The organism is Pseudoalteromonas sp. SG41-5 (assembly GCF_014164495.1).
GTDB lineage: Bacteria > Pseudomonadota > Gammaproteobacteria > Enterobacterales > Alteromonadaceae > Pseudoalteromonas > Pseudoalteromonas rhizosphaerae.
In genome coordinates this window covers 19,014-33,506 of record NZ_JACJFH010000003.1, presented here as the reverse complement: position 1 = coordinate 33,506, position 14,493 = coordinate 19,014, and the positions used below count along the sequence as shown (strand labels likewise).

Sequence of the window (14,493 nt, the reverse complement as noted above, 5' to 3'; positions counted from 1 at the left end):
AACCTATCCTGAAATTTAATAGAAGTTAGCCGCAATAGTTAAACTATTGCGGCTACAACGAGAGAACTTAGAAATTAAGCTAGTCTTTTGGATCTAGTTTAATTTTCTCATCTAACCCACCACCTAAGTTACCGCCTAACATGCTTAGTAATTGGCTTTTTTCAGCCGCAGAGGTATTACTTAACTGCTTTAATAACTTACTCATGTTGAAGTTTTTAAGTGTTTCGGCTGAGCCATTCGCCCCAGCTAACACCCCTTTTAGGTCTTCAATTAAATTACGATCACCATTTAAGTGATCTTTAAATACGGTTTGTACGGTTTTACTTTCATCAACTAAGCCATCAATTGATTTACCTAAACTGATTGCACTCATAAATTGATTAAAGAACTGACCATCGCCGCCCATAATATTGATATCAGCATTACCTAAGGCTTTCGCCATAATGTGTGCTTGATGCTCGGCAATATCTTTGCTGGCTGAAATTTTTGCCAATACCAGCTCTTTTTGTTGGTTAAGCTGCAGCGTAAAGCTTTCGTAATCGCGAGCATCTTGATCCATCGCATTCAAGGCTTGTAGCTTCTCTTCAAGGCCTTTTGCTTCGGCGCGCATCTTACGCTCAAGGTTAATCGCTTCCACTTCACCTTGTTTCTCATTCGCATCAGCCATGGCTGTTTGTACTTGCGCCTGAGATAAACCAATTTCACGGTTACCTTGTGCTTCAGCTTCAAGTTTTTGACGCATTACTTTAGCATCAGTTTCACCTTGAATTGCATTTGCTTGCGCCTTCGCTTTAATAACATCCGCTTCAGCAAGCCCTTTAGCAGCTGTTTCAACTTGTTGCGCATGCGCCAAAATCTTTTTCGACTCAGCTTGTTGATTAGCAATTCTAAGCTCTGCATTGGCCATTGTTTCAAGCTCACGAGCTTTATATTCTGCGGCTTGCTCTTGCGCTTTTGCAGCTTCGATATCTTTTACTAATGACTGTTCGGCTTCGGCTTTGGCACGAATGATCATCGCACTCTTCTCGCGCTCTGCACCTGCGAGTACCTTCACATCTTTAATGCGCTCTTCTTCTTCAGCCACTGATTTTTCAACAATCACGCGATCACGCACTACATCGGCAATTTCTTTACGTTCTACTTCCAGTGCTTTTTCTTTATTGATGCGCAGGATTTCGGTTTCTCTTTCACGTTCGATCACTTCAATTTCACGTGAACGAGCAACTTTCTCTTCTTCAATACCCAAAACGCGTAATCGGTTTTGTTCGGCAATATCAAGCTCACGTTGCTTATTTTGCTCGCTAATGCCAATCGCTTCTTCTGTTTGAATGCGGGCTTGCTCTGATTTTAAGCGCTCTTCTTGGCGTACTTTTTCAGCTTCGGCATATTCGCGGGCTTTCACGGTTTCAATTTCGCGCACTTGACGTGACATGGCATCTTGCTTTTGGCGCTCAATTTCCAGTGACTTTTCGGTGGCTTCTTGATTTTGGATCTCAATTTTAGCGCGTTCATCACACTTCAATTGATTGGTAGATACATTTTGTACTGCGGTCATTTCAGTGATGCGGCGAATACCTTCGGCATCGAGAATATTTTGCGGATCGAGCTTATCAATTGACGTTTGTTCAAGGTAATCAATAGCAACATCTTCAAGTGAATAACCCGATAAATCTTGGCCAATCACTTCTTTAATATTATCGCGAAATTCATTTCGGTGAGTAAATAACTCAACAAAATCCATTCGCTTACCAACAGTTTTAAGTGCTTCTGAGAATTTCGCTTCAAACAATTCTTGCAATGTGGCGTGCTCTGATGCACGGGCGCAACCGACTTGCTTAGCAACGCGTAAAATATCTTCTTTGTTTTCGTTAACACGAATATAAAAAGTAATGGCGATATCGGCGCGAATATTATCTTTACAGATCAAACCGCCTTTATCTTTACGCTCAAGCACCATGCGCTTGGTTGAAATGTCCATCACTTCCATTTTATGGATCACAGGATAAACAATTCCGCCCGTAGTGGTGACATCGGGCTCGTTCTTCATTTTATTAATGATCAGTGCTTGGCCTTGCTCTACCTTGCGATAAAACTTGCCGATAATTAGCAAAATAGCAAAAATAACAGCGATTGCTATACCTACAAATGTCAATATAGGTATGAGATTATCTAAAAATTCCATGTTATGTCCTAACGTGATTATCGATTTATTATGTGTTACTTACCCCTAAATAAACTAGGGTATTACCAAGGTTTGGCGGTAATAATGTAACAGTGTTGCTCTTTGAGGTGTTCAAGCAACACCGCTGTGTCACCTGATGTAAATTGCTCGTCATTTTCAGCTCTAACTTCAAGTAACTGCTCAGTACCTTGAAATTTAACCCGTGCTTGGCCAAATGTATTAGTTACTTTGCCAGTAACAACAACACATTCTAAACCCAGTAAATCTGAACTTTGCGAGGTTTGTGCGCTGCTAAAAAAGCGCTGTAATGGCCGAGAAATAATGGCCGCAATTGGCATAGCAATCAGCAAACAAACGCCCAGCATTAGCACGCCAAAAATATAAAACCACATACCATCGCCTAACAGGTAGGCAAAAAACTTATGGGCATAGATGCTGATCAACCAGCTACTCATCACTACGAGACTAATAGATACAGTAATTGGGATGCCACCAAACCCCATGCTAAACCATGAACTCAAGCCTGAGCTTTGCGACGCATCGGCTTCAATTTCTAGATCTGATTCAAACATGTCAATATCAGCAAAGCCAATAAGGGTTATTAGCCAAAACAACATCACAACTAACAACAGGGCTGAAAAAATAACGGTGGGGAAAGTAAGCGCTAAGTTTAAAAATTCCATCATTACAACTATCCATTTATTTTAAACGCAGTAGGCGATAAAACTTTTTATCATTTAGTCGCGTAAATGTTAAGTGTTTTATGGAAAATCAACGTTGTTAATATAAAAAATTGTAAATGAATGACTACTTTGAAACGTTAACTTAGCTTAATTAACGACTTAAGGGCTAAATTAATAGTCGAGTAGAACTAGCAATCAACATTAATTGGCTATAACATTCGCGCTTTATTTTTGTACCCATAGCAACGAAACTATATATAAATCGTCAAGAAAGGACACAAATGCGTTATTTTCTGCCTATTTCATTACTTGCGTTATCTTGCTCTGCCACTGTTAATGCGCAGCAGTCTGAAACTCGTCAATGGTTCAACTCAATTCAATACACAACCTTAGAAAATACAGGTTATGACTATGACACTATTGACTTATCGAGCCATTATTATTTTGCGCCGCAGCAAAACTCTGGCGTATGGGATGATTACGGCTACTTAGACACTGATTCAAATATCAAATTAGATTATTCCAATAATGATTTAGCCAACAGCTTTGGCGTATTTGGCGAAGGTTTTTACGGTAACTGGTTTGCAAACTTAGAATTTTCTGATTTGAGTGAAACAGATGATTACTCTGTAGGTGTTGGTTATTTATTTGCTGACGATCTAAAAGTATCTGTGCAAATGCAAGAGTTTGAAAATATCGACACGATCTATCGGTTTACAGCGCAATATAACTATCAACTTAATGATAGCGATTACCTAGGCCTTACAGCTAACACTGACGATGAATTAGAAATATGGAGCTTATCAACTCGCTATTTTGCACATCTTAATGCTGATAGTTATTTAGCTGTAGATGTTGCTTATCACTATAATAACTTTAATCCTTATATAACTAGCCTTGCAAATTATTATTTTAATCGCCATGTTGCGGTTGGTGCAGGTGTTGCTGATTCTAAATTATTACTTGAAGCTAAGTACTTCATTGATAGTCAATATTACTTCACTGCTAACTTTTTCGACAGAGCGGACGGTGAGGTATATAGCATTAAATTTGTCGCACAGTTTTAATAAGTAAAAAGTCAAAAACGCCGCTATTTAGCGGCGTTTTATTTTGTGTGTATGACAACCTAAGTTACATATTACCCAGCTTTATCATCATTGCTGTATACATTTTAAGGTTTAACTTAAGTTGCTCTAAGGTAATAAACTCATGCTCTGAGTGACCGGTGTAGCGCTTGCCTGGCATTGATGGCCCAAACGATACCGCATTATCAAATAACTTGGCATTGGTGCCACCACCAATAGATACAAACCCAGCCTCTTGATCACCGGTAAAATGTTTAAAAATATCTAACAATGCTTGTGCATGAGGTGCGCTGTCGAGCAACATTGGCGTGCCAATCACCACATCAACACCAGATAACTTTACGTTATTTCTCACCTGCCAATTACTCAGTGCGGTATCAATTTGCGTACGTAATACCGCTTCATCTTTACCCATTGGACGACGTAAATTCACTGCAAGTGTGAGTTCATTACCATCACGTTCAATAAGCGTTGGAGCTACTGTCATAGGTCCCATAAAGTCATGTTTATAAGCAATATCACCAAACTGTTTACCATGTATATCAAGACCAATTAGCTGATTAATAAACGCAATTGCTTGGCCATCACTGTTATTCTCAAGCTCAATACCTTTAAAAGCTTCCGCTAAGTAAGCAATGGCGTTAACCCCAGATTCTGGCTCTGATGAATGAGCAGACAACCCTTTTACGCTGATAACAACACCATCAGCTTGCTCGCTAAAGTTAAATTCCACAGCGTTAAGCGCACTCGCTGCATGTTTAAGTTTGCTGACTAACGCAGTATCGGCGTTATGTAACACCACACTCGCATCTTCTGGTATTTGGCTTTTAAAAGCGCCGCCAGTAAGTTCACTTACATACACTCCTGTTTGTGCTGAGGTAGCATTAAACGTTGGTGCAATTAAGCTCCAACCTTTTTCCGCGACAACCACCGGGTATGACGCATCAATAGTAACCGCATATTTAGGCTGCTGATAGCTTTTCATAAACTCTTCAAGCGGACCCCAATCAGATTCTTCAGCTAAGTAAATCATCAACTCAATACGATTATTAAGTGTGATCTGTTGATCTTTTATAGCTTTCATTGCATATAAAGCGGTCGCGATAGCACCTTTATCATCTTCTGTTCCACGCGCAATTAATTTACCTGGCTCTGAGGTACTATCTATTTCAAACGGGCTTTTTTTCCACTTACTTGCGTTGGCAGGTTGCACATCGCCATGGGTTACTATGGTTACCTTTTCAGTTTGTTGCCCCATACCAATAAGTACGGTGTAACCTAAATCTTGGTAATCAAAACCAAGTTCAGCAGCTTTCATTTTTAACAAAGCTTTAAAGCCAATAAAGTCGGGATTATCAGGAGTATTGATGCCGTCTTTATTAACCGTCGGGAATGATACTAAATTAGCTAAGGTATGAATTTGCGCACTTTGGTAGGTATTTACAGCATAATCAGCAACGCTGTCATTAATCTTATTTAATTTTGCATGTGCGTTAAAGGCCAATAAAGCGATACTAGCTAAAGCTAATTTTTTCAAAACAAGTCCCATTCAATTAACAACTAAGAATCACAATTATAACGCTCTGGCTTAATAACGAACAATGCTTTGCGATAGACCGACAACTTATTATTAATAAAACATAGAGCAAAGCAGCTAGGTAAATAATAGGCTGTAAGAAACTTAAGGTTTCATCTGATCAACCATTTCAACAAAACGTTTAACCCCTTGCGTAATTTCACTTAACCCTTGAGATACTTCTAAAATACTTTCTTGCCCTTCGTTTGCAATACCAGCGACAGATCCTAATAGTTCATCCATTTGACTTATCAACGCTTGAGTTTGCTCAACGACACGGCCTATCTCTGCGGTCGATTCTGCGGTATTACTTGCAAGTGTGCGCACCTCATCAGCAACGACAGCAAAGCCACGTCCAGCTTCACCAGCTCGAGCAGCTTCAATTGCAGCATTAAGTGCAAGTAAGTTTGTTTGATCTGCAATAGATCGAATAGTAACCACAATATCAACTATACTTTTAGACTGTATTTTAAGCTCTTTCCCTGTTGCCGTTGCATTATTAACTCGTTCAGCAATGTTTTTTGATGTTTCAACAGCTAAGCCTAAAATATTTACTGCATTGGAAGTTACTTGACTGGTTTCCTCTGAAATAGTCGCAGCTTGATCAATCGTGTTAAATGCTAAGTTAACGCGCTCTGTTATGTCTGATGCAAACTTAATAACTTTATATACCTTACCGTTTTCATCAAAGATTGGATTGTAAGTTGCCTCAAGCCACAAAATGCGACCATCTTTGCTAAATCTCTTAAAACGACCTGAATTAAATCGTCCCTTACTAAGGCTCTGCCAAAACTCTGGATTTTTAAGATAAAACTCTTTATCACAAAATATTTTATGATGTTTTCCTTTTACTTCTTCAAGTGAATAATGAACGGTTGATAAAAAGTTTTCATTAGCATCTAAAATATTTCCTTGTGTATCAAACTCAATGACTGCTAACGATAGATCTAGCGCATTAAGAATTGCATCTTTGTTCTTCAACACATTATTTATAGTCGTGATGTCATTGGCAATTTTAATAACTTTACTTACGCTGCCATCATCTTCTACAACTGGAAAATAATTTGCTTCTAAATAAATAGGAACCTTAGTTTTTGTAAAACGTAAAAAAGTACCACCAAATGATTTACCCGCACTTAAATCTTGCCAGAAATGGCGATAGTCCTCAGAATTTACATAGTCTGAATCACAAAATATTTTATGATGTTGGCCAACAATCTCACTAAGCTTAAACCCCATTACATCTAAAAAATGTTTATTAGCATCAACAATGATGCCATCCACTGTAAAACTAATAAAAGCTATATTAGATTTAATTGCATTTAGCTCTTTTTGAGCCTGAGAGGTCATTGGGTCAGTTTGTTTATGTTTATCTAAAACAGCATTCTTTGACTTAAAAAACATCATTTTATCCTTTGACTGTATCATTCTTATTAGCTATTTAAATCATAGAATTAACAACACTACTCTTTAACAGCCACACTTTAATTGTGACTACTATTCACTACCATTTAGTAACAAAAATCAATAATATCTAATAGTTGAGAATTTTAAAAAGAGCAAGATTAGTCATCAAATTAGTAAGGGGTATTACAGAAAACGCAGGAGATATAAACGATAATAGTATAGGGATAGTTGAGTTTCTAAAATAAATGAGCTATCAGTAAATCTTGTTACTTTTGAGCAACTAAATTTTTAATATGTTAGAGCATTTAAAATGCCCACATAACAAACATTTTATAAATTTATTAGTCATATTTGCATACAACGAAGTATAATGCGCATCTTAAAATTATGGGGTCGATCATGAATCGCAGAAAGAAAATCGTTACAAAGTTTAATAACAAAGATAAGCGCGCAAATGCAAAATTACATAAAAGTAATAAGCCTGCTTATGTGTCTAAAGCTGAACGTGAAAAATTAGCATTACTGGCTCAAGAACAACAAATAGAGTCTATAAACGATGAAACATGTTTATAAATCAATAAAAACAAAAGCTTGGAATGAAAGTAAAATAAAAGTTAATAAATAGTTGCAAGTTGAGCACCTAACTGTAATATTGAATATTCAGCAACAATGCTGAAACACACCAATAATCACTTAGGAGGCATAAATGAACAAACTATTTATTATCACTCCTAGTGCTCCTCAAGAATGTTCTGTCAACTATCATTTAAGTGAATGGTTCGACGAATAAAAAAACCTGAATAATTTAAAAGCAATAATGCCTCGCAGTAGGAAGGCTTCTATGTAATTAAAATTCAGGTAACAATAATGAAAAGAAAACTCTCAATTCTTAATGGATCACTAGCCGCGTGCATGTTTTTTTCGTTTGCAAGCAATGCTTGCTTAACAAACGAAGTTGAATCAAACGACACTGAAAGCAATGCAAATACCCAACTTTGTAGTAATACCACCGTTGCAGGCTCGTTGAGCCGCAATGATACTGATTGGTTTAGCTTTGAAGTAACTCAAGTCGGGCCTATTGAGGTCAGCCTTGAGCACAACACTAACGATGATTTTGACTGGGCATTATACCAAGAAACAGGATCTGCTGTTGCCAAAGGGGCAACTAGCAATGTACCAGAAACAGGCAGTTATAGTGCACAATCAACGGGTACTTATTATGTAAAAGTAACGCGTTACTCCGGTACAGGTTGGTACGATTTAACGGTCAATTTTGGTGAAGGTAGTAACACCGGTGGCGGAAGTGGCAGCGGTGATTGTGGCTATAGCTCTCGCCCTGCAAAGCCAGGTTCATTACAAGCATATTTACAAGGTGGCAGTGCTGATTCATGCAACACATTAACAGCTGATCAAGGTGCTGTATTACTTATGGGCGGTGGCAGCGATGTTGATCAAGCATTTAGTAATCGCGTTGCTAACCATGTTGGCAGCGGTGCCGATGTTGTTGTGCTTAGAACCTCAGGTACTGACGCCTACAACGATTATTTACTGAACTTAATGAATACCAACTCAGTAGAAACACTGATCATTGATACTCGCAACAAAGCGAATGATGACTATGTTGACTGGGCTATCCGCAGCGCCGAATTTGTATGGATTGCAGGCGGTGACCAATCAGATTATCTTAATCAATGGCAAGGTACAAAAGTACAAACCGCTGTGCAACACGTTTTTGATAAAGGCGGTGTCGTTGGCGGAACGTCTGCAGGCATGGCGTTAATGGCAAACAGCGTGTACGACCCAGATGGCGTTGCTGGCGCAGTATCAGATGAAGTAGTCACTGACTTTTGCCACGAAACACTTAACTTCAGCAGTCGATTTATTGATGTGCCTGTATTAAACAACAGCTTAACCGATACACACTTCCAAGAACGTGACAGAATGGGGCGTGCCATCGTGTCTTTAGGCCATCACAGCAATCAGTATTTTTCTATTGCAGCCAGTGAGGCAACCTCACTGTTCATCGATGCCTCTGGTACAGGTGTTGTTGACGGCAGCAATGAAGTTTACATCTTTAAAGAAACGGCTAATACGCAAAGAGTGACATTGCAATGTGGGAGCCCAGTAAACTATCAAAATATTAATAGAGTAAAGCTACTACCTGGTGATAATTACAATGTGGTTAGCCACGCTCATAATGGTATGCAACTAGACGTGAGCATTAATGGTAATAACAATAACTTCTACTCCCCTATCAATCCTTATTAATTCCCCCAGTTAAGAGCCCTTTGGGCTCTTTTTTATTTAAAAAGCAACTTGAGCAATTTCAATCAGGCAGGCATTCTCTTACTTTGTCACACTGACGCCACTTCTGAATAAAAGTATAACGAGTAACTATGAAAAACACGCACCTACAGCGCATCCATCATGTCTGTGATTATATAAACCACCATATTGATGAGCCACTTACATTAGATAGTTTAAGTGCCGTTGCCTATTGTTCTAAATTTCATTTTCATCGTTTATTTATCTCAATAATGGGGGTAAGCGTTACTAAGTACACGCAATTTGCTCGCTTAAAGCGCGCCTCTTATCGGCTTGCTTTTGAGCATCACAAACGCATTATTGATATTGCATTAGAGGCAAGTTTTGAAAGTCCTGAAGCTTTTAGTCGTGCTTTCAAACGTGTTTTTGCTCAATCCCCAACTCAATTCAGAAGCACACCAAACTGGCCACATTGGCATGCGCAGTTTGACTTTAAAATACCTGAATTAAAGGTTAGTAATATGAAAGTAGAAATTGTTCACTTTGCACCGCAAGCTGTTGCGTTGCTTACCCACAACGGTTCGGCCACTAAGCTTATGGAAACAGCCGCACAGTTTATTAAATGGCGAAAAGAGTCAGGCTTATCACCGGTAAAAACCAGTGATACTTATGGCATCCCTTATAGCGATCCTGCGGTGACTGACGACAACGATTTTCGCTTTGACTTCGCCGGCAGCGTCAAGCAACCAATTAGCGATAATCAATATGGCGTAAGAAATGGTGAGATCCCGGCAGGTCGCTGCGCTTTAGTCAAGCACTTTGGCAGTCATGACACTATCAGCGACACTGTTTATTATCTATATCGTCAATGGTTACCAAACAGCACTGAAGAAGTTAGAGATTTTCCGTGCTTCTTTCATTACTTAAATCTCATTCATGAAGTAGATGAGTGTGATTTAATAACTGATATTTACTTGCCGCTAAAATAATAATTAACCGCAGAGGCAAAATCTCATTATTGCCTCTTCGTTCTGTATTCATACTATTACAATTTCACACCTTCAAGCCGTTTAAAGCCAAGGAACTAAAATAATGCGTATAACGGATCGCTACATAGCCAACCACAGCGCTTGCTACTAGCAGCTCAAATATCGCTAAGTAATGTATTTGATTTATAAACTGCATATCCACGTTCATCGTTAGCATCCAATCCGCGAGTTTAAATAACGCCGTAGCACCAATGACCATGGGAAAGGTAAATGCAGCAAACCCAGGGCAAAACCTGCGGCGTAGTAATTTAAAAAATGCCGTATAAATAATGAGTGTCATTAGTATGGCAATACCAAATAACCCCCCAATTATCACTGGCGACGGCTGGGTCACTACAGTGAAATACCCCGCCAACGATAAGCTTGCCGGCGCAGCTAATATAGCTAATGTGGGCTGTGCAGCATCAGGAATTTGCTCAGCAAATATTATCCGGTAAATCATTAACGGCAACATAACTGCGTACATTAACATGCCAAAATAAAGTGCTGCTTGTGCTAAAAACAACAGTGCTGGGTTACCCGAGAACGCGACATCGGCAACAATAATACCCACCGGTGGTACAAACCAACTTGGCACCATGTGCTCAATTTTAAACTCACGAACACGATGAATAATAAAGCTCAATAAAAATCCCAAGTGCAATAAAAATGCGCCTACCCAAAGCACATCCCCTGCTAATGGATTAACGTGCCCTAACGAATTAGATACCACCAACGTTGCCATAGCAAAAGTAGGCACAACGCTACCTACAACAGGGTGCGCTAAATCGGCCTTTAATAAGTGTGGGTACAGTAAAAATTTTAAGCCAAGTATTAATAATAATGCGCTCGCAATTGCCGCCCCAGTGTATTGCGCTGCGCCATTTACATTAAACATATTTTCCCAAGCCCAACCAAGGCTGGCTATGCCTAATGCTAATCCACCCATTGGGGTAGGTGCGGTTATTACTTTGGCTTTTATATAATTAAACATGTTTATACTCCACACTCACTGTTTATCTTATAAAGAAGTTTAACCTTGCATTTTGTTTAGTTAAATCTAATTATATAGAACACATGTTCATAAAAATTAAACACCAAGCTCATGAATATTTCTCTTAAACAACTTAAAGTGTTTGTAGGTATTACTCAGCATGCAACACTTACCGCAGCCTCTGAGCGGCTTTACTTGTCTAAAGCGGCGGTGAGCATGGCGCTTAGCGAGCTTGAAAAGCAGTTAGGTCACCCACTGTTTGACCGAGTAAATCATCGCTTAATTTTAAATCAAGAAGGGCAAAAATTACTGCCCTTGGCCGATGAATTACTGCACAGAGCAAATGATATTAATACGCTTTTTTCGTCCCACGCAAAAGCCAGCGGCACCTTAAAAATAGGTGCCAGCGATACCATTGGTAATCATGTGTTACCCTCTATACTTAGTGGATTTCGCCAACAACAGCTGCATTATTCACAGCAAGTTTTTATTTCAAATTCTGAGCTTATTTGTCAAAAACTGCGCGATTTTGAACTCGACATTGCACTAATAGAGGGCCAAGCCCAGCAAAGCGACTTAGTCTCAACCGTGTTTAGTAAAGACACTATGTGTATTATTGCGCCGCTGTCCCACCCTTTAGCTAAAAAACCACAGCTTAGTTTTAATGACTTAGCAAACAGCGAATGGGTATTAAGGGAAGCCGGCTCTGGTTCACGCTCATTCTTTTTACAAAACCTCGCTACACATATCGATAATTGGAGCCAAAGTTTTGAGCTCAATACCACAGAGGCATTGATCAACAGCGTTGCTGAAGGGTTAGGGCTGGGATGTTTATCGTCACTCGCGGCACAATACGCTTTACAAGATGGCCGCGTTACAAAACTTAATTTAAATCACCCTATGCAAAGGCAATTTTGGTTAGTAATGCATAAAGACAAATATAAAAACCCGTTGCTAACGCAGTTTATAGATTTTTGTGATCAGCTATAATGTAGCCATGCTAAACATCATGGCTACATATAGGTAGTTTACTTAAAATGCGTAGCTGATACCGGCATTAACCGAGCGACCTTGTCCTGCTAATTGGCTAAAGCCTTGGCCTTGATCCACATTAAAATGGGCAATACTGACTCCGCCTAAAGGCTGCTGGTAGTATTCGTCAAGTAAATTAGTAATTGCCAACTTAACTGTTAGCTTATCCCATGTCGCCTTGGTTGCTAAATTCACTAAGCTATAGTTGGCTGATAGATTTTCAATACGACGCGGATCTACACGCGTTTTACTATCTACCCACTCCCAGCTTAATGAGTTTTGCCATTTACCGAGTTGTTGCTCAAGGGCTATTTTGCTGTGCAGTGGCATTATTTGATATAACGGCTCATCACTGTCATCACGCTCGCCATGGGTGCTAGTAAGCGCGGCGGTTAAATCCCATGTGCCTGCATTTTTACTATCAACAACACGAATAATACCTTCAAGCTTAGTGCCATAAAGTGTGGCGTCTAAATTGGTAAATTGCAGGGTATTACGCACAGTTAATGCCTTATCTGTGCGGTTAGTACTGCCAACAACAGTAACATCAATATAATCATTTACTTGGGTATACCAAGCGTTAGCTGTTATTTGCCACTGACCACCTTTTGCCGATTTAGTGTAACTGGTGCTGATGGTATGCGCGGTTTCGGCTGCTAAGTCTGGGTTACCAATATAACCATTACCATCACCAAACCAACCAATCATACTGGTCGACATTGTGCTGACACCCCAGCTATAACGTTCATATAAATTAGGCGCACGATTTTTACGTGCTAAGCCAAATTGTAGTTCATCTTCATTCGTAATTTGGTAGCGTAACAATAGGCTGGCATCCACAAGCGTGTCACTGCGCGCGCGATCCATGGCATTAAACTCTTTTGCAGCATCTTTATTTGGATCTGCCATATTCATTGCTGGCATACTTCCCATACCTGACATTCCATTCATGCCATCACCCATGTCTGAATATGGCTGCACTTCACCGGTATCCGTTTGCACATATTCAATACGCGTACCAGCAGAGACCCACCACTTGTTATTTAGCTGCTTTTGCAGCTCAGCAAAACCGGTGTAGCGGTCACGTTCACCGTCATTAATATTTACATAGTCGTTAGGCCCCATCATCATTGAGCCTTCAATCGCAGGCCACCAATCATCAATGCGGTAACCATAGTATTCTTGGCCGAGCAGTAATACAGTGTCAGCATCAAAGTCTAAACGCCAATTAAGTTGATAACTGATATCTTGCGCGTCGGTATTCATCGGCATCATGCCGGTTTTTTCAGCGCTGAAAAAACCCATTTCGTGCTTTACATCATTAAAGTTTATTTGCGCTCGAAACTCACCACTTTCAAGCTGGCGTTTATACTGAGTGACTATGCCATAACTGGTGTTATCCGTCATATCCATATATTGATTAGCAAAGCCCTGAAAGGGTATTTTTTGATGCGTTAATTTAACCACTAGCTGTTGTTTTTCATCTCGCAGCGCTGCTGTTAATGCATGATTTTGCACGCGATATAGAGTATCTAATACTAAATCACCATTACCATCGTCATAACTATCAGCGTCTTCAAAGGCACCTTGATAATTTAAACTAAAGCTGTCACTGGCAAGTCGTGCGCCAACACCAACCGCTTGCGCATTATTTACACTGCGATACTGCGCCGACACATAACCTGAATGCCACACTAACATATCACTCTCACCATATTGCGGAGCAATGGTGTTTACTACAATAACGCCGGCAATGTTATCGCCACCAGCGCTTACTGGCGAAATACCTGCAATCACTTGATAAGACGATAGCTGATTAGCCGAAATATAAGATAATGGTGGGTTCATCTGATTGCCACAGGCCGCAGTAATATCTGCGCCATCGACCAGTACTTTAACTCTATCGCCCATCATGCCATTTAATATAGGTAAACTAGAAATGCCACCTGCCGCAGAGAAATCCACCCCCAACTCAGTTAAAAGCTGTTCAGCAGAACCTAAATTTGCATGGCTGTTAACGTTTTGGCCCTGTACTTCAATCACTTCAATTGAATCATCAGCCAGTACATAAGGAGAGACTAAACTCGCAATGCAAAGTGCTAACGGAGAAAGTGCATAACGTGAATTGATAGGTGGATTGTGGTTGCTCATTTTATTCTTTAATTACAGCAGGTTTAAGATAAGCAAAGTATATAACTTGACGACAACACTGAACACGCGACAAATTGTCGCACCCCAAGC

At 39.7% G+C, this 14,493-nt stretch carries 10 protein-coding genes and 1 pseudogene; 5 read left to right on the top strand and 6 right to left on the bottom strand.

What is annotated here, in order from left to right; genetic code table 11:
• Positions 1 to 79: 79 nt before the first annotated feature.
• The gene (locus tag H5232_RS01360) at positions 80 to 2,182 is read right to left on the bottom strand and encodes an SPFH domain-containing protein (RefSeq protein ID WP_182830490.1); all 2,103 of its coding nucleotides are present in this window, start codon (positions 2,180 to 2,182) and stop codon (positions 80 to 82) included.
• A 62-nt stretch (positions 2,183 to 2,244) separates the two neighbouring features.
• Positions 2,245 to 2,868 carry a YqiJ family protein gene (locus H5232_RS01355; RefSeq protein WP_257325469.1) on the bottom strand — a complete coding sequence of 208 codons (624 nt, stop codon included), beginning with the start codon at positions 2,866 to 2,868 and terminating at the stop codon, positions 2,245 to 2,247.
• Positions 2,869 to 3,146: 278 nt separating this feature from the next.
• Here H5232_RS01355 and H5232_RS01350 point away from each other — a divergent pair, with 278 nt between their 5' ends.
• Positions 3,147 to 3,932, top strand: coding sequence for a putative porin (locus H5232_RS01350; RefSeq protein ID WP_182830489.1), 786 nt, complete (start codon positions 3,147 to 3,149; stop codon positions 3,930 to 3,932).
• Positions 3,933 to 3,996: 64 nt separating this feature from the next.
• On the opposite strand, the gene H5232_RS01345 is transcribed toward H5232_RS01350, so the two are convergent.
• Positions 3,997 to 5,487 (bottom strand): dipeptidase, encoded by a 1,491-nt coding sequence (locus H5232_RS01345; RefSeq protein ID WP_182717036.1) that lies wholly within the window; start codon positions 5,485 to 5,487, stop codon positions 3,997 to 3,999.
• A 144-nt stretch (positions 5,488 to 5,631) separates the two neighbouring features.
• Positions 5,632 to 6,861, bottom strand: a pseudogene (locus H5232_RS24600) (methyl-accepting chemotaxis protein); the annotation flags it as partial.
• Between the two features lie 471 nt (positions 6,862 to 7,332).
• Between H5232_RS24600 and H5232_RS01335 the strand changes: the two are divergent.
• The 3 genes from H5232_RS01335 (at position 7,333) to H5232_RS01325 (ending at position 10,187) form a co-directional block, all read left to right on the top strand.
• Positions 7,333 to 7,506, top strand: coding sequence for a DUF2986 domain-containing protein (locus H5232_RS01335; RefSeq protein WP_149980863.1), 174 nt, complete (start codon positions 7,333 to 7,335; stop codon positions 7,504 to 7,506).
• A 294-nt stretch (positions 7,507 to 7,800) separates the two neighbouring features.
• Positions 7,801 to 9,201 (top strand): pre-peptidase C-terminal domain-containing protein, encoded by a 1,401-nt coding sequence (locus H5232_RS01330; protein WP_182830488.1) that lies wholly within the window; start codon positions 7,801 to 7,803, stop codon positions 9,199 to 9,201.
• A 128-nt stretch (positions 9,202 to 9,329) separates the two neighbouring features.
• Positions 9,330 to 10,187: a GyrI-like domain-containing protein gene (locus H5232_RS01325; RefSeq protein WP_149980865.1), complete on the top strand. Its 858-nt coding sequence runs from the start codon at positions 9,330 to 9,332 to the stop codon at positions 10,185 to 10,187.
• A gap of 64 nt (positions 10,188 to 10,251) precedes the next feature.
• On the opposite strand, the gene H5232_RS01320 is transcribed toward H5232_RS01325, so the two are convergent.
• The gene (locus H5232_RS01320; RefSeq protein ID WP_182830487.1) at positions 10,252 to 11,220 is read right to left on the bottom strand and encodes a TDT family transporter; all 969 of its coding nucleotides are present in this window, start codon (positions 11,218 to 11,220) and stop codon (positions 10,252 to 10,254) included.
• A gap of 111 nt (positions 11,221 to 11,331) precedes the next feature.
• On the opposite strand from H5232_RS01320, the gene H5232_RS01315 reads away from it, so the two are divergent.
• Complete coding sequence (locus H5232_RS01315; RefSeq protein ID WP_182717031.1) at positions 11,332 to 12,210, top strand: LysR family transcriptional regulator; 879 nt, start codon at positions 11,332 to 11,334, stop codon at positions 12,208 to 12,210.
• A gap of 42 nt (positions 12,211 to 12,252) precedes the next feature.
• Here H5232_RS01315 and H5232_RS01310 read toward each other — a convergent pair whose 3' ends face one another.
• Positions 12,253 to 14,403 carry a TonB-dependent receptor gene (locus H5232_RS01310; protein WP_182761471.1) on the bottom strand — a complete coding sequence of 717 codons (2,151 nt, stop codon included), beginning with the start codon at positions 14,401 to 14,403 and terminating at the stop codon, positions 12,253 to 12,255.
• Between the last annotated feature and the right edge of the window lie 90 nt (positions 14,404 to 14,493).